Below are 24661 nucleotides of genomic sequence, written 5' to 3' on the forward strand. Positions count from 1 at the left end.
GTTATCTTCTCATTCTTTCGCAGGGCCATACTTGGCAGCCAACCGCTGCTCATGATCAATGCGTATCAATATGGAAACCGCCGTCGCCATGATAAACAAACTGGATCCACCGTAACTGATCAGTGGCAATGTCAGGCCTTTTGTCGGCACTAACCCTACTGCAGCACCGACATTTACCAGCGTCTGAAAGGCAAACCAAAAGCCAAAGCCAAATGCCAGGAACCCACCAAATAACTGTCCTGACAGCAGGCATTTGCGACCAATAAATAGCGCCTTGAAAACCAGCGAAAATATCAGCAACAGCACGATGGTGACACCAATCAGCCCAACTTCCTCGGCCAATACCGCAAATACAAAGTCGGTATGCGCTTCTGGTAGGTATTCTAACTTCTGGATCGAGTTACCGAGTCCTTGGCCAAACCAGTCACCTCGACCAAATGCCATTAGTGACTGAGTGAGCTGATAACCACTGCCAAACGGGTCTTCCCATGGATCCATAAAAGAAGTCACCCGGCGCATACGGTACGGTTCAACGACAATCAACAGAATGATCCCCAGCACCGCCATCGCCAGCATGGCCAGAAATTGCCACAGCTTGGCCCCGGCAATAAACAACATGGCGACAGTGGTAACGAACATCACGACAAAGGAGCCCAGATCCGGCTGCTGCAGCAAGAGTACGGCAAGAATTGCCAATACCGCCAGCGGCTTGATGAAGCCAAACAAGCTCTCGCGAACCTGATCGTACTGACGAACCAAATACCCAGCCAGAAAAATAAACAGCGATAGTTTGGCCACCTCGGCCGGCTGCAAGTTGAAAATTCCCAGCGGGATCCAGCGAGCAGCACCATTAACCGAATGCCCAATAGCCAAAACGGCAACCAGCAGCAATATTGAAACCAGCAGCATCGGCACGCTAAGCTGACGCCAGCGAGCCAACGGGATTTGCACCATGACGCTGGCGATCACCAACGAGCAGAGCAGAAAAACCCCATGGCGCAAAGCAAAATAAAATGGCATATCGGTCAGACGGGTAGCCACCGGCACCGAGGCCGATGTAACCATCACCAACCCGGTCACCATCAGAGCCAGCGAAATCCACACCAGCTGACGGTCGTACAGACATGGCGCTGCGGGGCGGGTTAACCAGTCACCGGCTGAAGAAAAACTCTCCTTGACCTGCTCCAGCATCACTTCGCTCCGGCGACGTTATACTGCAACTCGGTCGCCAGTGCGACAAAAGCATCACCCCGAGCCATAAAATTGGGGTACTGATCAAAGCTGGCACAAGCTGGCGATAGCAATACCATATCTCCAGCCTGTGCAGTGTCTGCCGCTATTATCATTGCCTGCTCCATGGTGTCGACTGATAACGGCGCTTCAACAAGGGAAGCAAAGTGATGGCCATCCCGGCCATAACAATAAAGCTGGACATTTAAGTTAGCTAAAACCGGCTTCAGTTCTGAAAAATCAGCCCCTTTGCCATCACCGCCCACCAACAGGTGTAGCTTGCCCTTTAGCTCAAGTCCCTTTAAGGCAGCTAAAGTACTGGCAAGGTTAGTCGCCTTCGAGTCATTAACCCAACGCACATCCTGATAACTGGCTATCAACTGGCAGCGATGAGCCAAACCATTATAGCAGCGAAGCGCCCGACAAGCAGCTTCACGCTCAATTCCGGCAGCATCGGCCAATGCCAGAGCGGCCAGACTATTAGCTACATTATGACGACCAACCAGAGCAATATCGCGTGTCGCCATCACAGGTTGCTGTTCAACGGCAAGGAACTCTTCCCCGTCAACAACCACCAGCCCATAGGCATCTGAATCAAAACCAAAACTTGTCATAGAACCGTTAAATGATACCGGCCGTGTTGCCAGATCATCACGATTAAATACCGCCAGCTCAGCATGCTGAAAAATACGCATTTTGGCTTGGCTGTAATCATTCAAACCGTTATAACGATCCATATGATCTTCGGACAGGTTCAGGTAAACCGCAGCCTTGAGCTGCAAGGATGCCGTCGTTTCCAGCTGAAAACTGGATAGCTCAAGGACATAAAGATCATGATCCTGCGCCAGCATATCAAGAGCAGCAAAACCAATGTTGCCGCCAACCCCCACATTAATGCCTGCCTCTTTAGCCATTTCGCCAACCAAGCCGGTTACCGTACTCTTACCGTTAGATCCTGTAATAGCCACGACCGGCTTAGTTACGGCACGGGCAAACAGTTCGATATCACCGATAATCTCAATACCGGCTTCGGCCGCCTGAACCAGCTCAGGGGTCGCTAATGCGACCCCTGGGCTTGCAACAATCATATCGGCTGCCAGCAGCCAGTCCATATTCCAATGGCCGCGACATAACATGACAGATGCTGGTAACTGATCCTGGCCGGGCGGTGCGTTGCGGGTGTCGATCACTTTTACCTCAAGTGATTGCGGCAAACGCAGTAAATGGTTCACCACTGACAGGCCTGTCATTCCCAGACCGATAACAACAACGTTTTTCACACCGTCCAACCCTTTCATTTAACGTACCTTCAATGTTGCCAAAGCAATCAAAACCAGCATCAGAGTAATGATCCAGAAACGGACAATTACACGAGGCTCCGGCCAGCCTTTTAGCTCATAGTGGTGATGGATCGGCGCCATACGGAAAATACGTTGGCCACGCAACTTGTATGAGCCCACCTGCAGGATCACTGATACAGTTTCCATCACGAAAACACCGCCCATCACGACCAGCAACAGCTCCTGGCGTACCAGCACAGCAATCGTACCTAGCGCACCGCCCAGAGCCAATGAACCAACATCGCCCATAAAGACCTGTGCCGGATAGGTGTTAAACCACAAGAAGCCCAAACCAGCACCGACAATCGCGGTACACACCACCACCAACTCGCTGGCATCTTTCAGATGCGGAATATGTAGGTAGTTAGCAAAGTTCACATTACCGGTCGCCCAGGCAATAAATGCCATCCCCGCGGCAACCATCACCGTCGGCATAATCGCCAAACCATCAAGGCCATCAGTCAGATTGACAGCATTACTGGTACCAACAATCACAAAATAGGTAAATACGATATAAAACAGACCAAGCTGCGGCATAACATCCTTGAAGAACGGTACCACCAGCTGGGTTGCTGCAGTATCTTGACCGTGGATATACAGAGCAAATGCAACACCGAAAGCAATAACTGACTGCCAGAAATACTTCCAGCGCGCAATCAAGCCATCAGTGTTCTTGCGCACAACTTTACGGTAGTCATCCACAAAACCGACCGCGCCATAGCCAAGCATGACTGTCAGTACCGCCCAAACATACGGGTTGGACAAATCACACCAAAGCAACACAGTAATAGAGATTGCAGCCAGGATCATGAGCCCCCCCATCGTCGGGGTGCCTCGCTTACTAAAGTGAGACTCAGGCCCTTCGTCACGTACCACCTGACCAATCTGTAGCATCTGCAAACGGGCAATCAAGCGAGGTCCCATCCACAGCGAAAGTAGCAAAGCTGTCAGGACACTGATAATCGCGCGAAACGTCAGGTACTCAAACAAGCGGAAAAAAGGGAACGTAGACTGTAGTACGTCAGATAACCAGTAGATCATTGTGTGTTTTCCTGCAGTGCGGCAATGACTTCTTCCATCCGGGAACTACGCGCTCCCTTTGCCAGCACTGTAACCTCTGTTTTTTGTGAATTTAGTTGTTCTGTCAGCAGTTGGATCAACGCTGACTTATCGTCAAAATGTTGGCCGCGGTTTAGTTCACTCACCACCGCACTAGCTTTTCCGTATGTCAGTACGCAGTCGAGCGATTTATCCATCGCATACTCAGCAACCTCACGGTGTAAAGCTGCACTGTCGTCGCCCAGCTCAGCCATGTCACCAAGGACAAACCAACGCTGGCCAGAAAAGGTTGCCAACAAATCAATTGCCGCCTTAACAGATGCCACACTGGCATTGTAGGTATCGTCAATCAGACGCAGGCCTTCGCGCGGCTGTGTAACATCTACCCGTCCTTTCACATTTTCGACCTGCTCCAGACCGCTTTTAACCTGCTCCAGTGATACGCCCATCGCCATACTCATTGCTGCAGCCGCCAGCGCATTTGCCACATTATGGGCACCTGGCAACGTCAGGGTCACTGATGTATCGCCGCAAGGGGTATGCATTGTAAAACAAGCGCGCCCTTGACTGTTAATAATTATGTCACTAGCTGAGAAGTCAGCCGCAGACTGACTGCTGGAAAAAGTCACCACCTGATGACCAGCCAGCAATGGCTGCCATAATACCTGATCGTTAGAATCAAGATTGAGAATCGCTGTCGCCCGAGTTCCGCTCTCCTGGAAAAACGGAGTAAGGCCTTCAAAGATTTCACCTTTTGCCTTAGCTACGCCTTTGAGGGAACCAAAGCCCTCAAGGTGTGCAGCAGCCAGATTATTGATCAGTGCCACCTGAGGCTTGACCAAATTCGTCGTGTAGGAAATCTCATTCTGATGATTAGCTCCCAGCTCAACCACCGCAAATTCATACTCTGGTGTCAGGCGCAGCAGGGTCAGCGGAACACCGATATCATTGTTGAAGTTACCAGCAGTCGCCAGCACCTTACCTTTCTGGCCCAAAATCGCCGCCGCCATTTCCTTAACCGTCGTTTTGCCGCAACTCCCGGTCAGGGCCAAGGTTTTCAGACCGTATTGCAGCTCCATCTGCTGCTTCAACCAGGCGCCCAAGTTCCCCAGAGCCAAACGAGTATCCTTAACTACCAACTGTGGCAGCTCAACAGATAAGTGCCGGCTTACCAGCAGAGCATCAGCCCCATTTTCCATGGCATTCAGACAAAAGTCATGGGCATCAAAGCGCTCGCCCTTTAGCGCAATAAATAACGTTTTATCAGCTATCTTTCGGGTATCTGTCGAGACATTGCCAATTACTTTATCAGCGCCAACTAACTCAGCTCCTAAAACCTCAGCCAGTTGTGAAAGCTGAACCTCAATCATGCGTTATTCTCCAGTAATGCCTGTACAGTTTCACGATCTGAATAATGAATCGTGCGATCAGCCAGAATCTGATAATCCTCATGCCCTTTGCCAGCAACCAATACAATATCATCTGCGCCAGCTTGAGTTAGTGCCCACTGACACGCTTTGTGACGTTCATGCAGTACCTTTGCCTGCTCAGGCTGCTTAAGGCCTGCCAGCATATCAGCCACAATCAGTGCTGGGGATTCGCTGCGTGGATTATCATCGGTCAAGATGATCTGATCAGCCAGGCGCTCAGCAATTTCCGCCATCATCGGGCGCTTACCGCTGTCGCGGTCACCCCCACAACCGAAAATACACCACAACTTTCCGTTACAGTGCACCCGCAGGGCACGAAGTGCTTTTTCCAGTGCATCTGGTGTATGAGCATAATCAACCACCATCATAGGTTTGTCAGGTTTCTGAAAAACCTCCATCCGGCCGATGACAGCCTGAAGCTGCGGAGCCATCTCCAACAGACGAGCTAACGGGTGACCTGTCGCAAGCAGCGTCGCCAACGCCAGCATTAGATTCATAACGTTAAACGACCCAACCAAGGGTGCCGTAAACTGACCTGCTCCCCAAGACGAATCAAACGAAACGGTGACCCCCAGGGTGCTGTATTCAACCTGCTCCAACCATAATGCCGGGCCTTGATGCGCCTCTAAACCCGTTTTATCAGTGCTGACGGCCACTGCGTCCGGCAGGGTAGTGAGCCAGTCACGTCCAACAGGATCATCTGCGTTGATTACCGCAACGCCAGCCTGGTGCTCGGTAAACAACACCTTTTTGGCTTCGGCATAGGCCGCCATATCACCGTGGTAATCCAGATGATCGCGACTCAAGTTGGTAAAAATACTGGCAGCAAAATTCAGTGCCTTAACCCTGCTCTGTACCAAACCATGGGAAGATACTTCCATTGCCGCAAAATCAGCACCGTCATGAACCAGTCCTGACAGCACCTGAGAAATTTCAATCGCGCTACCAGTTGTATTCACCGCAGGTTTCAGCTGCTGCAACAAACCGTTTCCAGTCGTACCCATCACACCTGCACGGTAACCTAACAGTTCTGCCCACTGCGCCAGCAGCTGGCTGATCGTTGTCTTGCCATTAGTTCCCGTCACAGCAACCAGCTTTAGCTGATCGTCTGGTGAGCCATAAAAACGACGGGCAATCGCTGACAGCAGCGTTCCCAGATCACTCAGATATACAATATAAGTTCCGTTTTGGCAGGTAACCTCACCATGCTCGGCAATGCCTTCGGCCTCAGCCAATACCACGGCTGCGCCAGCTTCAATAGCTGTCGGTATAAAACGGCGGCCGTCTACGGCATGGCCCTTTACGGCAACAAACATCTCTCCATCGCGCACCAGGCGGCTGTCTAACGTCATGCCAGCCAACTCGATAGCGGACAGCTTGGCAGGCAACGCCGCAGCTGCAATCCATGGAGACAACAAGGCTCCCACTTTATTATTCAGGTTAAGTACCGACATGGGCATTGCCTCTGTTATGTACAACATTTAGTTTTTCATGTGTCCCGGCATCCGGCGGAACATTCAATATTTGAAGTGCGCTTTCCATCACTTCAGAAAAAATCGGGGCAGCAATGGCACCGCCATAATATTTGTCGCCCTGCGGCTCATTAACAACAACGACCATCGCCAGGCGCGGATTGCTGATCGGCGCCAAACCGGCTGTCATAGCAATATATTCATCACTGTAACCACCCGCAGCAGCTTTCTTCGCTGTACCGGTTTTAGCCCCAACCCGGTAACCCGGAACCGCGGCGCGCTTGGCACTGCCTTCTTTGCTGGTAACCATCTCCAGCATGTTAAGTAATTTGCGGGTATTTTCACTCGAAGCGACCTGACGCCCCGGTACCACTTGCTCTGTTTTCAGGATTGAGAGCGGACGGTTAACCCCCATGGAACCCAGGGTCGCATAGGCCCGGGCCAATTGAAGTGGTGTTACCGAGATACCGTAACCAAAAGCTAATGTCGCCCGCTCAAAATCAGACCAACGACGGCGGTCCGGGAAAAAGCCCTGTGTTTCACCAATCAAATTGATCCCGGAGGCATCCCCCAGCCCGACGCTACTGTACATCCCCAACACCGCATCAATCGGCATCGCCAACGACAGCTTGCTCACCCCGATGTTACTCGACTTCTGGAGAATTCGGGCAAGGTCAGCTTTGCCGACCCGGGATACATCCCGTACTCGGCTTCCGCCAACTTGCATAATGCCGTTGCCGGTATCAATAATGGTATCTTCATCTGCCACGTCGTTTTCCATCGCCGCAAGCACGATAAATGGTTTAATGGTCGAGCCCGGTTCCATCGCATCTGTGATTGCACGGTTTCGCATCCGGAAACTCTGCAGTTGCTCACGGTTATTGGAGTTATAAGACGGCGCATTGACCATTGCCAGTACCTCACCGGTACGAACATCCACCATCACGATAGTGGCTGAGGTTGCCCGGTAATCAGCAACTGCCTGTTTTACAGCACGATAAGCCATTGCTTGCAGGCGCTGGTCGATACTCAGCGTCAACGGTTTACCCGGCTCACGCTGTTTCAACGAAATATTTTCAACCACCCGGCCATAACGATCTTTTCGGACCGTTCGTCGCCCCGGCTCACCGGTAAGCCAGCCATCGTAGGTACGCTCAACACCTTCGAGGCCATGGCTGTCGATCCCCGTCACCCCAATTAGGTGGGCACTGACTTCTCCGGAAGGATAAAAGCGGCGGGACTCGTCTTTAAGACCGATCCCCGGCAACTTCAGCTTACTGACATACGCCGCCATTGCGGGGCTCACCTGCCGCTGAAGGTAAATAAATCGACGTTTCTTGTTCTTTTCGAGGCGTGATAACAGCTGCTGGCGGTCAAGCCCCAGAACGTCCGCTAGCGCAAACCAGCTGTCTCTCTGTTGCAAACCACCATTTTTGTAGATTTGAACCGGGTCGGCCCAAACGGCCTGAACCGGCACACTGACCGCCAACTGTTCGTTATTGCGATCAGAAATAATACCGCGGGCAGAAGGCATGGCTTTCACACGCAGGGAGCGCATATCACCTTCCTGGATCAGTTTACCCGGCTCCAGAACCTGAATATAAGTGGCACGGCCAACCAAGGCGAACAACGCCAAAGCTACACAACCACATATAACACCAAAGCGCCACGGGATAAAAACCGGTGGCGCTTTCTGGCGACGCTGATTCTTCGTTTGTTGGCGCTTAAATATATTCATCAACTCTATTACTGTACGACGACTTCACTGTCTACCGAAGGACGCTTCATTTCCAGCTCCTTCTCGGCCAGCCGTTCTATCCGGCTGTGCTCCGCCAGCGAGTTTTCTTCCAGGATCTGATTTCGCCATTCGATATCCAGCTGATCCCGGTCGATAAGCAACTGCTCCTGCTGCGCAACCAGCTGTCGCGAATGGTGAGTGATCAGTACAACACCCAATGCAGAAATAAGCACCAGAACCAAAAGGATCAACGGCCCCCGTCCAATCGACACGAGATCCCGTGCGATTAGGCGGGCGAGGTTACCTGTTGGTTCCGGAGCCGAATTCATACTCGTTCAGCCAGGCGCAATACTGAGCTACGTGAACGGGCATTATCTGAAATCTCAGATGTTGACGGCTTGATAGCTTTACCAACTGTTTTCAGTGCAGCTGAACCCAATGCCTTAATCTGATCTTCAGTCAAAGGCAGGCCAGCAGGCACTTCCGGCCCCTTGCTCTGCTTGCGAATAAAGCGTTTCACCATGCGATCTTCCAGCGAGTGGAAGCTAATCACCGACAGGCGCCCTTGTGGTGCTAACACCTTGAGCGCGCCATGCAACGCCGTATCAATCTCTTCCAGCTCACTGTTAATGTAAATACGGATAGCCTGGAAACTACGGGTTGCCGGGTGCTTATGCTTGTCTCTAAATGGTGAGACTTCAGCAATAAGGCTTGCCAGCTGGGTCGTACGGGTCAGCGGCTCTTTTTCCGGATTTTCACGGTGAGCAACGATGCCACGGGCAATACGCTTGGCAAAACGCTCTTCGCCGAACTCTTTCAGTACCCAGGCAATATCATCGGCATCAGCTTCCGCCAGCCATTCTGCGGCCGAAATTCCCGACGTTGGGTCCATGCGCATATCCAGCGGACCGTCGCGCATAAAACTAAAACCACGTTCAGCATCATCTAGCTGGGGGGATGACACGCCCAAATCCAGCAATACACCATCAACGCGGCCAATGAGATCCAACTCTTCCATGTACTTGTCCATCCCTGAAAACGGACCATGGATAATGGTAAAGCGAGGATCATCGATTTTCGATGCTTCGGCAATCGCTTGAGGGTCGCGATCAATACTGTAAAGGCGACCGTTTTCCCCCAATTGGGACAAAATCAAGCGGCTGTGGCCACCACGGCCAAAGGTACCATCGATATAGATACCGTCTGGTTTGATAGCCAAACCATCGACAGATTCGTGGAGTAGAACGGAAACGTGCTCAAATTGTTCAGACATAAAAATAAGTTCAGCTGTTATGTAGCTCGCCAAGTACGCCAAAAAAACAATGGCGAACTCAGCTTGAAAAGTATGTATATAGAAGGAGATTGCCTGCCAACAAAGGACTTTTAGTAATTAAGCACACATGTTTATCGTAACCAAACGGCTTTTCCCGCAAAATCCCACCGCAAAGTGTACGTATGAGACAAAAAAGTTGTCAAGCGAGAGCCCGGATTTCTAACAAACAAATGATATTACTGTGCGAAGATTTGGCTTTGATGCCAAACAGATACTGGGTTAATTCTATTTAAAAACAAGCCCATATACGATAAAAGGTGACGCCCGCCCTGTTTCCAGAGCATGACATCACCTTTTATTCAAAAAGAGGGGAGTTGGCCGATAAGCCGGGTTCTGTCCCGCTCGCGCGGTGGTAACCATTCCTCTAGGCCTGCAATCGCTCACAGGCTCAAGCAACCTACCCGTCCCCAACGCGGGCCACGCCATTAGGGACCTATTTGGTCTTGCTCCGGGTGGAGTTTACCATGCCACGAACTATTACTAGCCGCGCGGTGCGCTCTTACCGCACCCTTTCACCCTTACCTGTACCCGAAGGCCATCGGCGGTATACTCTCTGCTGCACTGGTCGTAGGCTTACGCCCCCCAGACGTTATCTGGCACCCTGCCCTGTGGAGCCCGGACTTTCCTCCCCTTCGTCAGTATCCCAAAGGACATCAACGAAGCAGCGGTTACCTGGCCAACTCAGGCGACGGATTGTATAGGACTTAGGTCACAGTTACCAGTGAAAAATACCACTACGCCCCGATACGCTCGAAAAGAGAGCGATTGTGCTTTAGTCGAGATTCTCCAATCCCCACTTGTATAACGCATTCTTCTTCACACCGTGGATCTCTGCAGCCAGAGCAGAGGCCTTCTTCAGCGGCAGCTCCTTGGTCAGCAAAGTCACCGTGCGCAGCGCTTCAGCCGGTAGATCATCTTTCTTGGCCCTATGACCAGCCACCAACAGTACCATCTCACCACGAATACGGTTACTGTCTTCACCCAACCACTCAATCAGCTCCCCCAGCGGCGCGCCGTGAATTGTTTCATACGTTTTGGTCAACTCTCGAGCCAGAACAACCTGGCGTTCTGCCCCCAATACCGCCAGCATATCGGCCAACGAGTCCATGATCCTATGTGGTGATTCATAGAAGATCATTGTGCGTTCGTCATTTGCCAATTCCTGGAAACGATCTTTGCGTCCTTTGCTTTTCGGCGGCAGGAATCCTTCGAAGCTAAAACGGTCTGATGGGAGGCCTGCCCCACTCAATGCGGTGATCACAGCGCAAGGGCCTGGAAGAGGAACAACTTTAACGCCAGCTTGACGGCAGCGGTTAACCAGATGGTATCCTGGGTCGCTGATAAGTGGCGTACCGGCATCGGATACCAAAGCGATACTGGTTCCCGCCAACAGCTTCTCGATCAGATAGTCAGCTTTTTGCTGCTCATTATGATCATGAAGCGCAAAGGTGCGGGTTGAGATAGAGAAATGTGTCAACAAGCGTGATGTATGGCGTGTATCTTCTGCGGCAATTAAATCCACATTTGCTAATACATCCAATGCACGTTGCGTAATATCCGCTAAATTACCGATTGGTGTAGGTACGATGTACAAAGTTGCGACATCTACCGTGCATGAATTGGTATCACTCATTTGTCTAAGATCTCATCTGCAATTAATATAGAGAGTAATTTGTCACAGTTGAATGAATTCAATGCTCAATTTTACCCATAAGCGTAAAAGTGTATCACGACTGTTAGCGCCTGTAGCCCTCGCAGTGATGTTGGCGGGATGTTCGACGCCAACACAACAACAGACCGTGACCACCGATATTACCGCTGCCGTAACCGACAGCGCAGCAAATTATCTGATCAAAGCCGAATCGAGTGAAGGCACCCAAAGTATCGATTGGCACATTCTTGCCCTAAAGGCTCTGCTCAAGGAAGGTCGCTGGGCCCAGGCTGAGCAACAAGCTAATCGTCTGGGGAGAATGACCATGAATCCGCTCCAAATGGCCGAGTGGCAATTGGCTCGTGCGACCCTGCGCTACCAGCAAGGACAACCGCTGTCAGCCTTAGATACCCTGAACTTCCAGCCATGGTGGACTCTGGCCGATAGTCAGTACAAACGTTACCACCTATTACGTGCGGAGCTATTTGCCCAGACAGGACGTTCTTTCGAAGCAGCCCGAGAGCGAACCGCACTGGATCAGTTCTTGGCGACCGAACAAAAAGCCGCAAACTGGCATAATCTGTGGCGTGATATTGCTCAGTACAATAACAACCAACTACAGTCAGCCTCTCTGGATGGTAATGAAACCGTCTTACGAGGTTGGGTGCAACTGGGCATTCTGAAAAACACCTATTCTCAGCGCCCAGCCAAACTCAAAGTCATGGTCGAGGAATGGCTCGCCCAAAACCAGTACCACCCAGCTAACCAATATCTACCGGCCGAGCTGCAGGCAATTATGGAATTGGAAATCACCCAGCTCAATAATGTCGCCCTCCTGCTCCCCCTGAGCGGACGCTATGAAAAATCAGGCAAAGCCGTCAGAGATGGCTTCATCAATGCCATGCTCGACGATACCGGCCGTGATGCCGATACCGAACTGGCAATTTATGATACTGAAGCCGAACCTCTCAGCTCACTCATTAGCAAGCTGAAGCAAGACGGCATTGAACTGGTTATTGGCCCACTACGTAAAAATAAGATAGCAGAGTTCCAACGCAGCAATAACGACAGTATTGCCATGCTGGCTCTTAATGAGCCTGAACAGCTATCAATGACTCAATCCAATGCTTGCTATTTCTCGCTCTCGCCAGAGCAAGAAGCCGAGCAAGCCGCCCAGCACCTGTTTACCAAAGGCCACCAATACCCGATGGTTCTGGCTCCGGGCAATGACTTTGGCCAACGCGTCAGCAATGCTTTCATTGAACAATGGCAGCAACTGACAGGCAAATCGCCAGCAACCAGCAGCTTCAGCTCCCGTAAGCAGATCCAGCAGCAAATTGCGTCAGTCTTCGGCCTGACAGAAAGTCAGTCACGGATCAACCAGATGCAGCAAGTACTAGACATAGAACTTGAAGCCCAGCCTCGTAGCCGCCGTGACACCGATGCCGTCTACCTGGTTGCCAATAAAAACGAGCTGACCCTGCTTAAACCCTTTATCGAAGTCGCGATCAACCCGGATATCAAGCCACCAAAGCTGTATGCCAGCTCCCGCAGTTACCCTGACAGCAACAACCTGAACGAACTGCGCGGCATCGAATTCAGCGACATCCCGCTACTGGTTAATGCCAACCACAACTTCATGGCTCGTTATAATGAGCTGTGGCCCAATACCAAAAACACCGACATCCGCCTGCATGCCTTCGGAATGGATGCCTACAAGATGATTGCCGAGTTACCGCAAATGCGCGTGGTCGATAATTACACCACCCCAGGCAAAACAGGCCAGCTGAGTATTAACGACCAATGCGTTATCCAGCGCCAGCTCAGCTGGGCTATATTCTCTGGCAATGGCATTGACCCCGTTCAATAAACGCCGACAAGGCAAAGCCTACGAAGCCATGGCGGAGCAATATCTGCGCCGCCATGGCTTAGTGTCGGAGTGCCGCAACTTCCAGTGCCGCAGCGGTGAAATCGATGTGATCATGCGAGATGGCACCTGCTGGGTCTTTGTCGAAGTTAAATTCCGTCAACGCAACCATTACGGTTCTGCCGCCGAAGCGGTAAACTGGCGAAAACAGCAAAAGTTGAAACGGGCCGCCCTGTTTTGGCTACAACAAAAAGGCCTTTCGGCCGAACACACTGAATTTAGGTTTGATGTCGTTACCATTGAAGGTCACGAGCACCAGATTGAGTGGTTTACCAACATCCTAGTTGAAGGTTGATCCATGCTTGAGAGCATTAAAGAAAGCTTTACTGAAAGTATTCAAACCCAAATCGCAGCCGCTGAAGCCCTGCCGGATGCGATTTCCCAGGCTGCCCAGATCATGGTGCAGAGCTTGCTAAACGGCAACAAAATCTTATGTTGCGGCAACGGCGGCTCAGCGGCTAATTCCCAGCACTTTGCCTCCTGCCTGATAAACCGTTTTGAAACCGAGCGCCCAAGCCTACCGGCACTAGCCCTAACGGCAGATACCGCCACGCTGACAGCCGTTGCCAATGACTATAGTCATGACGAGATCTTCTCTAAACAAGTCCGAGCACTTGGACAAAAAGGTGACATTCTTTTTGTCCTATCTACGAGTGGTAACAGCAAAAATATCATCAAAGCGATGGAAGCGGCCCTGACCCGTGACATGACGATCATTGCCCTGACCGGCAAAGACGGCGGCGAAATGGCTGGCCTGCTAGGTGTACAAGATGTCGAAATCCGCATTCCATCGCAGCGCACAGCCCGTATCCAGGAAGGCCACCTGCTAACCGTCCACTGCCTGTGTGATCTTATCGACAAAGTTCTGTTCCCACAGCACGAAGGATAATTATGAAAACGTACCGAGTTCTGCTCGTTGCTCTGCTGCTAACCATTCAGGGGTGCTCTATGATCGCCCCCTCAGATCCCCGCTCGGCCAAACAACAGTGGTTTGATCAGCAAATAGAAATGGAAGTGGGTGGAATGGTCAATAAGCCTCCCTTCCAACAGCAGGTACGTATCAACGCAATCGCAATGGAAGGAAAAGTGCTGCTTGTCGGCCAGGCTGTCGATCAGGCAACCCGCCAACAGTTGGCAGACAAAGTCCGCTCCCTGACTAATGTCAAGACGGTGTACAATCAGATCCAGATACGACCTCTGCCCCAACTGGGTGAGGTTAGTACAGACAGCTGGCTCACAACCAAAGTCAAATCACAGATGATTGGCAGTAAAAAACTGAAAGATGTCTCAATCAAGGTGATCACTGAAAGTCAGGAAGTATTCCTGCTTGGCTATGTGACCCGCGAGCAAGGTAATATTGCCGCAGAGATCGCACGTAACGTCTCCGGGGTGAAGAAAGTCGTCAAGGTATTCGAATACCCTCAATAATGACGAACAACGAGATGATATAAGTACAGCGTAACCAGCTTAGTAAAAAGAAAAAACGCAGCCTTGTGGCTGCGTTTTTTTACTTAACGACGCGAAGACTTGGTCGACCGCGAGGACGAGGAGGCTCATCATCGGGGTCATTATCATCATCAGAGTCAACCACTTCTGCTACTGGAGACAAACTCTCTTCGGCAACTTCCATGATCGCACCATGGTGCTCATCTTCGTCAACAATATCACCTTCCGCCATATCTGCAGCATAAGCCGGTTCCGGCTCAAACATGGTTCCTGCACCGTTTTCACGGGCATAGATAGCCAAGACCGCATATAAAGGTACAATCACAGAATGTGGACGGCCACTGAAACGAGCATTGAAGCTAATTGCTTCATTGCCCAATTCCAGGTTACCTACCGCACGCGGAGCAATATTCAGAACGATCTGGCCGTCGCTGACAAACTCCATAGGCACCTTCACACTCGGTAAGGTTGCATCCACAACCAGATGAGGTGTCAGATCATTGTCGACTAACCAGTCATAAAATGCGCGCACCAAGTACGGGCGGCGCGGCGTCATTTTTTCCATATCCATTCTTATTGGCCAGCCAGGCGCATTTCACGCTCAGCTTCAGTCAGTGAAGCAAGGAATGAGTCACGCTCAAATACGCGAGTCATGTATGCTTTCACTTCTTTTGAACCCGCACCAGTCAGCTCAATGCCCATTGCAGGCAAACGCCATAATAGCGGCGCCAGGTAGCAATCAACCAAGCTGAATTCTTCGCTCATGAAGTATGGGAACTCAGCAAACACAGGAGCTAGGGCAAGCAGTTCTTCACGCAATTGCTTACGTGCCTTATCTGCTTCTTCGGCTGTGCCTTTGTTAATTTTATCGGCCAGTGTGTACCAGTTACGCTCAACACGGTACATCATCAGACGACTGTTACCACGTGCAACAGGGTAAACAGGCATCAGAGGCGGGTGAGGGAAACGCTCATCCAGATACTCCATAATGATGCCAGCCTGGTAAAGAGCAAGCTCACGATCAACCAGGGTTGGAACAGAGTGGTACGGGTTTAGGTCCATTAGATCTTCCGGCAGGTTGTTTGGTTCAACCAGCTCGATTTCAACACTAACACCCTTTTCTGCTAGTACGATACGCACCTGATGGCTGTAGATGTCCGAAGCATCAGAATACAGAGTCATCACAGAGCGTTTATTGGCAGCAACAGCCATTAACCCCTCCAGTATACTTAAATACACAAAAAACAACGGAGGCTCGGGCCCCCATTGCGAGATACTAACCCACTAGATTACCCGATCAGTGGACATCACGCCAATATTCTTTCTTCAACAATAAGGTTAGTACAAAGAATACTGCGATAAAGCCCATTACCCATAAACCCAGGCGCTGACGCTCTAGTTTTACCGGCTCGGCCGAATACTCCAAGAAGTTAACCAGATCACGAACTACCTCATCATACTCTTCAGCGTTCAGCTCACCAGTTCCGTCCGATTCAATCCCCACATATTCCTGCACTTCAACCCCATCAACCAAGCGGGTTTCATACACTTTAGTCGGCACACCCTGCAGCTCCTCCAGAACATGCGGCATCCCGACACTCGGGAATACCACGTTATTCACACCGAACGGACGGCTAGGATCGGCATAGAAAGCACGCAAGTAGGTATAGAGCCAGTCGGTACCGCGCACGCGGGCCACCAAGGTCAGATCCGGAGCCGGAGCACCGAATGACACGGCAGCATATTCGGTCGGAATCGCATTGGTCATCAGATCACCGATCTTGGCATTGGGATCAAAGATCAAGTGCTCTTTCATCAGCTCTGTGGGGATACCAATATCGGTCGCGACGCGCTCATAACGTTGGTACTGAGTGGCATGACAGCCAAAGCAGTAGTTCATGAACGTCTTAGCACCCCGCTGCAGCGAGGCTTTATCAGACAAATCATTATTGGCAGCGTCTAGCGGCACTTTTGCACCAGCCGCCATAACCAAAGAAGGTAACAGAGCCAGTAGCATTACAATCAATTTCTTCATTTGAATGTCACCCTCTCTGGTAGCGGTTTGGTTGCTTCGTTCTTGCTATAGAAATACAGCAAGACAAAGAACATGAAATAACCCAGACTGAAAATCTGCGCCAGCAAGGTATAAGTCGGTGTTGCCGGCAACGCTCCGAGGATACCCAGCGCAATAAAGCTGACTGTGAACTGGATAATATTGAACAGGTGAACTTTGCTGCGGTAGCGGTAAGAGCGCACCTTACAGCGATCCAGCCAAGGCAGCAGGAATAGCATCACAATCGAGGCGCCCATCGCAACAACGCCAAGCAGCTTATCCGGCACCGCACGCAAGATGGCGTAGAACGGAGTGAAGTACCATACCGGTGCAATATGCTCAGGAGTCTTCAGCGGGTTCGCCGCTTCAAAGTTAGGTGGCTCAAGGAAGTAACCGCCCATCTCCGGATTAAAGAACAGCACATAACAGAAGAAGAACAGGAAGACAGCCACACCGACCATATCTTTTACCGTTCCGTAGGGGTGGAACGGAATAGAGTCGATAATGTCGTATTTCTTGCTGTAGTACTCATGAAACGGGAACTGAGTTTTGTAACCCTCGCCCTTCGTACCTTTTGGCAATTTGGTTTCAATACCATCCGGGTTGTTCGAACCAACCTCATGCAAAGCCAGGACATGTAGCATCACCAGCAACAATAGTACTATAGGTAAGGCAATCACATGCAGGGCAAAGAAACGGTTCAGTGTCGCACCGGAGATCACATAGTCACCACGGATCCAGAGCGTCAGATCATCACCGATCACTGGAATCGCACCAAACAGGGAAATAATTACCTGAGCTCCCCAGTAAGACATCTGTCCCCATGGCAGCAAATACCCCATAAAGGCCTCTGCCATCAGCACGAGGAAGATCAACATACCAAACAACCACAGCAACTCACGCGGCTTTTGGTACGAACCGTAAATCAAACCTCGGAACATATGCAGATATACCACGACAAAAAATGCCGACGCACCGGTCGAGTGCATATAACGCAGTAACCAGCCGTATTCAACATCACGCATGATGTATTCAACCGAGGCAAAAGCCCCCTCACCGGATGGTATATAGTTCATGGTCAGCCAGATCCCAGTAAGGAGCTGATTAACCAAAACCAACATGGCCAAAGAACCGAACAGGTACCAAAAATTGAAGTTTTTCGGCATCGGGTACTCAGACAAATGCTTTTTGTAGGCATTCATCATCGGAAGACGTTTTTCAATCCAACCGAGTAAAGCTTCCATTAGGCTGTCTCCTCATCGACACCGACCAGAATGGTGTTGTCATCCAGGAACGTGTGAGGTGGAACCACCAGATTCAGTGGCGCGGGAACCCCAGCAAAGACACGGCCAGCCATGTCAAACTTGGAACCATGACACGGACAGAAAAAACCGGCAGTAATACCGCTCACCTGTTCGCTGAAGCTGTCTGGCAAATACGTCGGGGAACAGCCGAGGTGGGTACAGATCCCCACGGCTAAAAAGATTTCAGGTTTAACTGAACGAAACTGATTCTGGGCATATTCCGGCTGCTGCGGTTCTTCTGAGGCAGGATCTCGCAGCTGGCCATCGTGGCCACTCAATTGGTTTAAAATGGCATCACTACGACGCACGACCCAAACAGGCTTACCACGCCATTCGACGCGAATCATCTGGCCATCTTCCAACTTGCTAATATCAACTTCGACAGGCGCACCGGCGGCTTTTGCTTTGGCGCTCGGATTCCATGATTTGATAAAAGGCACGGCCACAGCGACTGCACCCAAGCCTCCAACAACCGAAGTCGTGGCAGTCAGGAAGCGGCGTCGGCCATTACTTACTGGCGCATTGCTCATCCAACATTCTCCCATGTGCTCCCGCTCTGGAATTATTATTATGTCCCTTGGCGTCCCTGGAGCTTGCGGCTAACTTTCAACGAAAGAAACAACAGTTTAGGTCATTGAAAAACTGCTGTTCATCGCGCCAAATGATAAATAAAACCCTACATTTTGACAAGATAAAGCTACTTTTTCGTAACAAATGTGAGAGGTATGTTCTTTTTGTTTCAACTTTGAGTCACTATTATGCAAAGCAAAAACGAAGAGGGGCTGGAGGCAGTAATGAGACATGATAGAGACAAAAAAAAAAAGCCCAACCCGAAGGTTGAGCTTTTCTGCACACAGTAACCAGAATAAATTCTGGAAGCGAAAATTAACGCTTAGAGAACTGTGGACGACGACGTGCTTTACGTAGACCAACTTTCTTACGTTCAACGCGACGTGCGTCACGAGTAACGTAGCCAGCTGCACGTAGAGCAGGACGTAGAGTTTCATCGTACTCCATTAGAGCGCGAGTGATACCGTGACGGATAGCACCTGACTGACCAGTGATACCACCACCTTTAACAGTGATGTATAGATCAAGCTTCTCAGCCATTTCAACTAGCTCTAGAGGCTGACGAACAACCATGCGAGCTGTTTCGCGACCGAAGTATTCTTCGATGCTGCGCTTGTTGATTACGATGTTGCCAGTACCCGGTTTAATGAAAACGCGAGCAGCTGAGCTTTTGCGGCGACCAGTGCCGTAGTATTGATTCTCTGCCATTGTCATCTTCCCCAATTAGATGTCTAGAACTTTAGGCTGCTGTGCAGCGTGGTTGTGCTCTGTACCTGCGTAAACTTTAAGCTTACGGTACATAGCACGGCCTAGAGGACCTTTAGGAAGCATGCCTTTAACAGCAGTTTCGATAACCATTTCTGGCTTCTTATCGATAAGCTTCTCGAAGCTGATTGACTTCAGACCACCGATGTAACCAGTGTGGTGGTGGTACATTTTGTCAGTCTTCTTAGCGCCAGTTACAGCAACTTTTTCTGCGTTGATAACTACGATGTAGTCACCAGTGTCAACGTGCGGAGTGTACTCCGGCTTGTGCTTACCACGTAGACGAGATGCGATTTCAGTTGCTAGACGACCAAGAGTTTTACCTTCAGCGTCAACAACGTACCAGTCACGTTTTACAGTTTCTGGTTTAGCAACGAAAGTTTTCATGCTAATTCTTACCCAAAATTAAAAATTGATTCACTTATGGAACTTGCGTTCCGTCTGTTAAGAGCCCAGTCATCACCCCTTCGAGCGGTTGGTGCTCCCGGCTTTCGCCGTCACAGGTACGGTGGGTCGCAAGATTATAGGGAAGGGTGGGGAAAAAATCACCTTTTTTTCAAAAAAAATTGAGATTTTTTATCTTGATCGTCATTTACCCCATAAGTGATGGTTTTTCATGTCTATCGAAGCCCTATAATGGCCTTTTTATCACCTTGCAACAACCGACCTTATAACAGCCTAAGCCAAATGTGCCTTAGCCAGATAATCATGGCTTTGCATTTCAATTAGCCGCGAACAACAGCGTTTGAATTCAAATTCCAATCGGCCACCATAATACAGCTCTGCCAGCTCCGACTCGGCAGACATGATGAGTTTCACATTGCGCTCATAAAACTCGTCAACCATCGCAATAAAACGGCGTGCTGCATCATCATCTTTCGCTGCCATCCGGATCACCCCCGAAACCAACACGGTATGATAAATACGGGCTATTTCCATGTAATCATTCTGACTTCTGGCTGTTTGACACAAAGTGTAGAAGGAAAAATGGACAACACCATCTGCCTCATGCTGAGTTGGCAACATCCGGTTATTAATATTGATATCTTTGGCTCGGGTGCGCGGCTCAACACTTAGCTGAACAAAATACTGTTCAAGGTTGGCTTCAGCCTTGGCATCAAGCGGGAAGTGGTAGATTTCAGCCTGTTCCAGGGTCCGCAAACGATAATCAATCCCCGAATCAACATTAACAATGTCACAATGCTGGTGAATCAAAGCGATTGCCGATAGGAAACGAGCGCGCTGCAAACCGTTTCGATACAGCTCATCCGGTGGAATATTCGACGTTGCCACCAGCGTAATACCTCGTCGAAAGAGCGCATCAAACAAGGTGCCGAGGATCATGGCATCCGTAATATCCGAGACGAAAAACTCATCGAAGCAGATAATGTCAGTTTCTTCCTTAAAGCGGTCGGCCACCTGTTCCAATGGATCTTGCTGTAAGGAAAGCTGCTGCAGCTCCTGATGTACCCTGTGCATAAAGCGGTGAAAGTGAATTCGCATTTTGCGCTCAACCGGCAGGCATTCAAAAAAAGTATCGACCAGATAAGTCTTACCTCTGCCTACCCCACCCCAAAAATACAATCCTTTGACTGGGTGCAGCTCCGCCTTTTGACTGCGGTTAAGTAGCCGGGACAAAAAAGAACCTCTGGCCTTTATATCCGGCTTGGGCGCCAGCATACGATGATAGAGTTCCTCTAAATGCCCCACGGCAATAGCCTGCGCCAAATCGGCCACAAAGCCAGGAAGAGCAAGGTCTTGTTGATATTTTTGCTGTGGCGTCATTCCTTCTCACCTACACTAATCGTTCCGTCTTTAGGTCCAGATAGTATCATGGCAGCCTTTGGGCATGTATAGTACCTATACGCAACCGATTAATTGGCAATTATTCAGCACCAATTCATCTCGCTGATATACAACAGTAAAGATCTGTCGACACAGGCAATGCTAACTGCCACCGACACTAACAACTTGGTATTCATTAAGTCACAAGGAGTTTTTCATGACTTGGGTTTATGCGCTTCTTATCTTTGTCGCGGGAGCAATCGCCGGCGCCTTTGCTGCTCGCCTTGGCAATCAAAGCCTCAAACAACAAAAAGAGCTGAAGAAAGATCTGGATAAGTCGAAATACGAACTTGAACAGTTTCGCCAAGAGCTGGTCGATCATTTTGCTTCCAGTTCAGAGCTGTTAGATAACATCGCCAAAGATTACAGCAAACTCTACGAGCACATGGCAAAAACCTCTGCTGAACTGATGCCTAACCTTCCAGAGCAAGACAACCCGTTTGCCCGTCGCATCAGCACACTGGAAACAGTCCAGAGCAGCAGTTCAACGCTTCAGGAGCAGCCTCGCGACTATGCTAACGGCGCGTCAGGCCTGCTGAAAAACGAAACTGAACAGGTAGAAGAAACCAAAGCAAGCTAATTCCGTTTTTTTAAGGAACTAAACGCCGGTTTTCAAGTCAGAGCTATTACCCTTCCTCTCAGTTGGTGATTGATTATTAAATGATTATGGTCACCCTGGAATGGATAGACTACTTGTAAAACCGGAGTTTTGTAATAATGAAAAAAACTTTGCTTGTATTTAGTGCATTGGCACTCGGCATCAGTTCTGTTATTACCCCAGCCACTGCTACTGCCGCACTTCCGCTTACTGTCAAGAATCAACAACTACCTAGCCTCGCCCCGATGTTGGAGCAGGTCACCCCTGCCGTTGTCAGCATTGCTGTAGAAGGCAAGCAGGTATCCTCACAGCGTATTCCTGAAACTTTCCGCTTTTTCTTCGGGCCAGAATTTCCGACAGAACAGCTTCGCGAACGACCATTCCGCGGGTTAGGTTCTGGAGTTATCGTTGATGCAACAAAAGGTTACATCGTTACCAACCACCATGTAATTAATGGCGCCGATAAAATTCTGGTCCAGCTGCATGATGGCCGCGAAATAGCAGCCGAGCTAATCGGCAGTGACGAGATGTCCGACATCGCCCTGCTAAAATTGGAAAAAACCAAGAACCTGACGGCTATCGAGCTGGCTGACTCCGATAATCTGCGTGTCGGTGATTTTGCCGTCGCAATCGGTAATCCGTTCGGTCTCGGCCAGACAGTCACCTCAGGGATCATTTCCGCCTTGGGACGCAGCGGCCTGAACATCGAAAACTTTGAGAACTTCATCCAGACCGATGCCGCCATCAACAGCGGAAACTCAGGTGGTGCCCTGGTCAACCTCAACGGAGAACTAGTCGGTATTAATACCGCAATCCTTGGTCCGAACGGCGGCAATGTCGGCATCGGTTTTGCCATCCCTGTCAATATGGTGAAAAACCTCACCGAGCAGATCCTGGAGTACGGCCAGGTCAAACGCGGCGTGCTCGGAGTCCTCGGCGGAAAACTAACACCCGAGCTAGCAGAGGCATTCGGCTATGAGACGAACCTTGGCGCCTTCATCAATCAGGTCATGCCGGGATCTGCGGCAGAAAAAGCAGGCCTGAAAGCCGGTGACATCATCGTGTCTGTTAACGGTAAGCAAATCCGAACCTTCAGCGAGCTACGGGCGAAAATTGCCACCTTAGGTGCAGGCAAGAAAGCAAGCCTGGGTATTGTCCGTGACGGCGATGAGAAAATCGTCAACGTCGTCCTGCAAGAAGCCACTCAAAATAAGGTCAAAGCCGATACGCTCCACCGCGGTTTGACCGGTGCTGAGTTTGCAAACACAACCACTGAAGACGATGCACAAGGAGTCAAAGTAACAGGCCTTGATGAGAAATCCATGGCAGCCCGCTATGGCCTGCAAAAAGGTGACATTATTCTTGGCCTTAACCGTCAGCCAATTCGCAACCTTGGTGAACTGCGTAAGGCGCTGGATCAGCAACCAAACGTTCTGGCCCTCGAAATCAAACGCGGCAACAATATTCTTTATCTGATTATTCGCTAATCTACCAATCAGTAAATCGGGCCTGCAAGGGCCCGCATTACCTTGCAACGGACATTACTTCTAAACAGACATGCTTCTAAACGGATATAGCCTCTAACTGTGTAAGCTTCCCTATCTCCCTCTAAAAACCTCCCCCGACAGATTGGCGATACCAATTTGCCCCACACGAGCACCACCTCCTAAGTACCTTGTTCTGTTTGGTATCCAAGCGCTGAAATGATATCCTCGTTTAGATTATCTTTAGAAAAACTAAAGCGAACTCGCGCAATTTTGTTTCAGGGGTACAGGCATGCTGGCTTTTATTAGTCGATCCATTCTACTTGGCGTCGTCACTGCTGTAGCTTTGCTTGCGATTTTTCCAGAACTTCGTACCCAAATGATCAAGCCTCCAGTAACATTGGCGCCGGTTGAAACCAACCAAACCCAGCTTTCCTTTAACTATGCAGTTCGCCGTGCTTCGCCAGCAGTCGTTAACATTTATAACCGCCGCTATAATGCCGAGGACCGCCTCAAGCTAAGCACCCAGGGGCTGGGCTCCGGCGTAATCATGAGCGATAAAGGCTACATTGTTACCAACTACCACGTTGTGGCAGAAGCCGACCAGGTTATCGCCGCGCTACAAGATGGCCGGATTTTTACCGCCCAGCTTATTGGTAAAGATCAGCGCACCGATATTGCCGTGTTAAAAATCCAGGCTGAAAACCTGCCGGTTATTCCCCTAAATCCTGATTATAAAGCCGCTGTCGGTGATGTTGTTCTGGCGATCGGTAACCCTTACAACCTTGGTCAAACAACAACCTACGGCATCATTTCGGCGACAGGCAGATCCGGCATGAGTTTCTATGGCCGTCAGGATTTTCTGCAAACCGATGCGGCAATCAACGACGGTAATTCCGGGGGAGCCTTGGTTAACACCCGCGGTGAGCTGGTCGGGATCAATACCGCCTCCTTCCAGCAAGCGACCGATATCGAAACGTACGGGATTTCCTTTGCGATCCCCTACGAGTTAACCCAAAAGATCATGAACAAGCTGATTGCCGATGGACGAGTGATCCGCGGCTACATCGGGATCGAGGCAAGAGATATCAACCCGGTAATGGCACGATTGTATGATGCCGATCAGATCAGCGGAATCATCGTGATGGGGATGGATCCGAATGGCCCAGCAGCTAAAGCAGGGTTCCAGGTTCAGGATATTTTGATTGAAATCGACGGCCAACCAGTGACCGACCGTCGCAATGTACTGGATATAGTTACCGAGCTACGCCCTGGTAACTATATCAATATGAAAGTCTTGAGAAACGGCCTGCCCGTGACGCTGTCCGTACTAATAGCTGACGAACCAAAGCGCTACTAAGCTAAAACAACCTTGCTTCAGATACAAAAAAACCAGCCCGCAGGCTGGTTTTTTTT

24 protein-coding genes and 1 other RNA gene are annotated in these 24661 nt (G+C 50.2%); 7 read left to right on the top strand and 18 right to left on the bottom strand.

The annotated features are described in order from the left end of the window. Positions 1–9: 9 nt before the first annotated feature. The 10 genes from ftsW to rsmI all read right to left on the bottom strand — a co-directional run bounded on the left by ftsW (position 10) and on the right by rsmI (position 11235). A complete protein-coding gene (gene ftsW, locus Q0852_RS14525; RefSeq protein ID WP_299019131.1) occupies positions 10–1191 on the bottom strand; it encodes a cell division protein FtsW in 1182 nt (393 codons plus the stop codon). Continuing rightward, positions 1191–2528, bottom strand: a complete 1338-nt coding sequence (murD, locus tag Q0852_RS14530; RefSeq protein WP_299019133.1) for a UDP-N-acetylmuramoyl-L-alanine--D-glutamate ligase — start codon at positions 2526–2528, stop codon at positions 1191–1193. Before murD ends, ftsW begins: the two co-directional genes overlap by 1 nt. Then, positions 2529–3611 (bottom strand): phospho-N-acetylmuramoyl-pentapeptide-transferase, encoded by a 1083-nt coding sequence (gene mraY, locus Q0852_RS14535; protein ID WP_299019135.1) that lies wholly within the window; start codon positions 3609–3611, stop codon positions 2529–2531. Further along, positions 3608–4999 (bottom strand): UDP-N-acetylmuramoyl-tripeptide--D-alanyl-D-alanine ligase, encoded by a 1392-nt coding sequence (murF, locus tag Q0852_RS14540; protein ID WP_299019136.1) that lies wholly within the window; start codon positions 4997–4999, stop codon positions 3608–3610. Before murF ends, mraY begins: the two co-directional genes overlap by 4 nt. Further along, positions 4996–6513 (bottom strand): UDP-N-acetylmuramoyl-L-alanyl-D-glutamate--2,6-diaminopimelate ligase, encoded by a 1518-nt coding sequence (murE, locus tag Q0852_RS14545; protein WP_299019138.1) that lies wholly within the window; start codon positions 6511–6513, stop codon positions 4996–4998. Before murE ends, murF begins: the two co-directional genes overlap by 4 nt. Next, the gene (locus tag Q0852_RS14550; protein WP_299019140.1) at positions 6500–8269 is read right to left on the bottom strand and encodes a penicillin-binding transpeptidase domain-containing protein; all 1770 of its coding nucleotides are present in this window, start codon (positions 8267–8269) and stop codon (positions 6500–6502) included. The genes murE and Q0852_RS14550 overlap by 14 nt, the downstream gene beginning before the upstream one ends. A gap of 8 nt (positions 8270–8277) precedes the next feature. After that, entirely contained in the window at positions 8278–8598 is a 321-nt protein-coding gene (gene ftsL, locus Q0852_RS14555) for a cell division protein FtsL (RefSeq protein WP_299019141.1), read from the bottom strand. After that, on the bottom strand, positions 8595–9542 hold the full coding sequence (gene rsmH, locus Q0852_RS14560) for a 16S rRNA (cytosine(1402)-N(4))-methyltransferase RsmH (RefSeq protein WP_299019143.1): 948 nt from the start codon (positions 9540–9542) through the stop codon (positions 8595–8597). Before rsmH ends, ftsL begins: the two co-directional genes overlap by 4 nt. A 366-nt stretch (positions 9543–9908) precedes the next feature. Continuing rightward, an RNA gene (gene rnpB / locus Q0852_RS14565) (RNase P RNA component class A) lies at positions 9909–10286 on the bottom strand. Positions 10287–10374: 88 nt separating this feature from the next. Continuing rightward, positions 10375–11235 carry a 16S rRNA (cytidine(1402)-2'-O)-methyltransferase gene (gene rsmI / locus Q0852_RS14570; RefSeq protein ID WP_299019145.1) on the bottom strand — a complete coding sequence of 287 codons (861 nt, stop codon included), beginning with the start codon at positions 11233–11235 and terminating at the stop codon, positions 10375–10377. Positions 11236–11296: 61 nt separating this feature from the next. Between rsmI and Q0852_RS14575 the strand changes: the two genes are divergently transcribed. From Q0852_RS14575 to Q0852_RS14590, 4 genes are read left to right on the top strand one after another with little or no spacing between them, the layout of a single operon-like run. Continuing rightward, positions 11297–13123 carry a penicillin-binding protein activator gene (locus Q0852_RS14575; protein ID WP_299019147.1) on the top strand — a complete coding sequence of 609 codons (1827 nt, stop codon included), beginning with the start codon at positions 11297–11299 and terminating at the stop codon, positions 13121–13123. Then, complete coding sequence (locus Q0852_RS14580) at positions 13101–13475, top strand: YraN family protein (protein ID WP_299019148.1); 375 nt, start codon at positions 13101–13103, stop codon at positions 13473–13475. Before Q0852_RS14575 ends, Q0852_RS14580 begins: the two co-directional genes overlap by 23 nt. Before the next feature lie 3 nt (positions 13476–13478). After that, entirely contained in the window at positions 13479–14069 is a 591-nt protein-coding gene (locus Q0852_RS14585) for a phosphoheptose isomerase (RefSeq protein ID WP_299019150.1), read from the top strand. Between the two features lie 2 nt (positions 14070–14071). Further along, a complete protein-coding gene (locus tag Q0852_RS14590; RefSeq protein ID WP_299019152.1) occupies positions 14072–14608 on the top strand; it encodes a BON domain-containing protein in 537 nt (178 codons plus the stop codon). Between the two features lie 79 nt (positions 14609–14687). Here the strand turns inward: Q0852_RS14590 and sspB are convergent, their stop codons facing one another. The 8 genes from sspB to zapE all read right to left on the bottom strand — a co-directional run bounded on the left by sspB (position 14688) and on the right by zapE (position 21103). Continuing rightward, positions 14688–15197, bottom strand: coding sequence for a ClpXP protease specificity-enhancing factor (gene sspB, locus Q0852_RS14595; RefSeq protein WP_299019154.1), 510 nt, complete (start codon positions 15195–15197; stop codon positions 14688–14690). 2 nt (positions 15198–15199) lie between these two features. Then, the gene (gene sspA, locus Q0852_RS14600) at positions 15200–15838 is read right to left on the bottom strand and encodes a stringent starvation protein SspA (protein ID WP_299019155.1); all 639 of its coding nucleotides are present in this window, start codon (positions 15836–15838) and stop codon (positions 15200–15202) included. A gap of 85 nt (positions 15839–15923) precedes the next feature. After that, positions 15924–16661, bottom strand: a complete 738-nt coding sequence (locus Q0852_RS14605; RefSeq protein WP_299019156.1) for a cytochrome c1 — start codon at positions 16659–16661, stop codon at positions 15924–15926. Further along, positions 16658–17923: a cytochrome bc complex cytochrome b subunit gene (locus Q0852_RS14610; protein WP_299019158.1), complete on the bottom strand. Its 1266-nt coding sequence runs from the start codon at positions 17921–17923 to the stop codon at positions 16658–16660. Before Q0852_RS14610 ends, Q0852_RS14605 begins: the two co-directional genes overlap by 4 nt. After that, positions 17923–18513 carry a ubiquinol-cytochrome c reductase iron-sulfur subunit gene (gene petA / locus Q0852_RS14615; RefSeq protein ID WP_299019159.1) on the bottom strand — a complete coding sequence of 197 codons (591 nt, stop codon included), beginning with the start codon at positions 18511–18513 and terminating at the stop codon, positions 17923–17925. The genes Q0852_RS14610 and petA overlap by 1 nt, the downstream gene beginning before the upstream one ends. A 355-nt stretch (positions 18514–18868) precedes the next feature. Next, complete coding sequence (gene rpsI / locus Q0852_RS14620; protein ID WP_299019161.1) at positions 18869–19261, bottom strand: 30S ribosomal protein S9; 393 nt, start codon at positions 19259–19261, stop codon at positions 18869–18871. A gap of 15 nt (positions 19262–19276) precedes the next feature. Then, the gene (gene rplM / locus Q0852_RS14625; RefSeq protein ID WP_075762377.1) at positions 19277–19705 is read right to left on the bottom strand and encodes a 50S ribosomal protein L13; all 429 of its coding nucleotides are present in this window, start codon (positions 19703–19705) and stop codon (positions 19277–19279) included. A 291-nt stretch (positions 19706–19996) separates the two neighbouring features. Next, positions 19997–21103: a cell division protein ZapE gene (gene zapE, locus Q0852_RS14630; RefSeq protein ID WP_299019166.1), complete on the bottom strand. Its 1107-nt coding sequence runs from the start codon at positions 21101–21103 to the stop codon at positions 19997–19999. A gap of 217 nt (positions 21104–21320) precedes the next feature. Here zapE and zapG point away from each other — a divergent pair, with 217 nt between their 5' ends. The 3 genes from zapG to degS all read left to right on the top strand — a co-directional run bounded on the left by zapG (position 21321) and on the right by degS (position 24605). After that, positions 21321–21743, top strand: coding sequence for a Z-ring associated protein ZapG (gene zapG, locus Q0852_RS14635; protein ID WP_299019168.1), 423 nt, complete (start codon positions 21321–21323; stop codon positions 21741–21743). Between the two features lie 137 nt (positions 21744–21880). Continuing rightward, positions 21881–23248 carry a Do family serine endopeptidase gene (locus tag Q0852_RS14640; protein WP_299019170.1) on the top strand — a complete coding sequence of 456 codons (1368 nt, stop codon included), beginning with the start codon at positions 21881–21883 and terminating at the stop codon, positions 23246–23248. A gap of 289 nt (positions 23249–23537) precedes the next feature. Further along, a complete protein-coding gene (gene degS, locus Q0852_RS14645; RefSeq protein WP_299019172.1) occupies positions 23538–24605 on the top strand; it encodes an outer membrane-stress sensor serine endopeptidase DegS in 1068 nt (355 codons plus the stop codon). Positions 24606–24661: the final 56 nt, after the last annotated feature.

Origin of the sequence: uncultured Photobacterium sp., from assembly GCF_947502415.1 — a bacterium.
Classification (GTDB): Bacteria; Pseudomonadota; Gammaproteobacteria; order Enterobacterales; family Vibrionaceae; genus Photobacterium.

Excerpts from the sequence above, each read along its gene's own strand:
- ftsW (WP_299019131.1), bottom strand. The coding sequence starts at position 1,191 with ATGCTGGAGCAGGTCAAGGAGAGTTTTTCTTCAGCCGGTGACTGGTTA.
- murD (WP_299019133.1), bottom strand. The coding sequence starts at position 2,528 with ATGAAAGGGTTGGACGGTGTGAAAAACGTTGTTGTTATCGGTCTGGGA.
- mraY (WP_299019135.1), bottom strand. The coding sequence starts at position 3,611 with ATGATCTACTGGTTATCTGACGTACTACAGTCTACGTTCCCTTTTTTC.
- murF (WP_299019136.1), bottom strand. The coding sequence starts at position 4,999 with ATGATTGAGGTTCAGCTTTCACAACTGGCTGAGGTTTTAGGAGCTGAG.
- murE (WP_299019138.1), bottom strand. The coding sequence starts at position 6,513 with ATGTCGGTACTTAACCTGAATAATAAAGTGGGAGCCTTGTTGTCTCCA.
- Q0852_RS14550 (WP_299019140.1), bottom strand. The coding sequence starts at position 8,269 with ATGAATATATTTAAGCGCCAACAAACGAAGAATCAGCGTCGCCAGAAA.
- ftsL (WP_299019141.1), bottom strand. The coding sequence starts at position 8,598 with ATGAATTCGGCTCCGGAACCAACAGGTAACCTCGCCCGCCTAATCGCA.
- rsmH (WP_299019143.1), bottom strand. The coding sequence starts at position 9,542 with ATGTCTGAACAATTTGAGCACGTTTCCGTTCTACTCCACGAATCTGTC.
- rsmI (WP_299019145.1), bottom strand. The coding sequence starts at position 11,235 with ATGAGTGATACCAATTCATGCACGGTAGATGTCGCAACTTTGTACATC.
- Q0852_RS14575 (WP_299019147.1), top strand. The coding sequence starts at position 11,297 with ATGCTCAATTTTACCCATAAGCGTAAAAGTGTATCACGACTGTTAGCG.
- Q0852_RS14580 (WP_299019148.1), top strand. The coding sequence starts at position 13,101 with ATGGCATTGACCCCGTTCAATAAACGCCGACAAGGCAAAGCCTACGAA.
- Q0852_RS14585 (WP_299019150.1), top strand. The coding sequence starts at position 13,479 with ATGCTTGAGAGCATTAAAGAAAGCTTTACTGAAAGTATTCAAACCCAA.
- Q0852_RS14590 (WP_299019152.1), top strand. The coding sequence starts at position 14,072 with ATGAAAACGTACCGAGTTCTGCTCGTTGCTCTGCTGCTAACCATTCAG.
- sspB (WP_299019154.1), bottom strand. The coding sequence starts at position 15,197 with ATGGATATGGAAAAAATGACGCCGCGCCGCCCGTACTTGGTGCGCGCA.
- sspA (WP_299019155.1), bottom strand. The coding sequence starts at position 15,838 with ATGGCTGTTGCTGCCAATAAACGCTCTGTGATGACTCTGTATTCTGAT.
- Q0852_RS14605 (WP_299019156.1), bottom strand. The coding sequence starts at position 16,661 with ATGAAGAAATTGATTGTAATGCTACTGGCTCTGTTACCTTCTTTGGTT.
- Q0852_RS14610 (WP_299019158.1), bottom strand. The coding sequence starts at position 17,923 with ATGGAAGCTTTACTCGGTTGGATTGAAAAACGTCTTCCGATGATGAAT.
- petA (WP_299019159.1), bottom strand. The coding sequence starts at position 18,513 with ATGAGCAATGCGCCAGTAAGTAATGGCCGACGCCGCTTCCTGACTGCC.
- rpsI (WP_299019161.1), bottom strand. The coding sequence starts at position 19,261 with ATGGCAGAGAATCAATACTACGGCACTGGTCGCCGCAAAAGCTCAGCT.
- rplM (WP_075762377.1), bottom strand. The coding sequence starts at position 19,705 with ATGAAAACTTTCGTTGCTAAACCAGAAACTGTAAAACGTGACTGGTAC.
- zapE (WP_299019166.1), bottom strand. The coding sequence starts at position 21,103 with ATGACGCCACAGCAAAAATATCAACAAGACCTTGCTCTTCCTGGCTTT.
- zapG (WP_299019168.1), top strand. The coding sequence starts at position 21,321 with ATGACTTGGGTTTATGCGCTTCTTATCTTTGTCGCGGGAGCAATCGCC.
- Q0852_RS14640 (WP_299019170.1), top strand. The coding sequence starts at position 21,881 with ATGAAAAAAACTTTGCTTGTATTTAGTGCATTGGCACTCGGCATCAGT.
- degS (WP_299019172.1), top strand. The coding sequence starts at position 23,538 with ATGCTGGCTTTTATTAGTCGATCCATTCTACTTGGCGTCGTCACTGCT.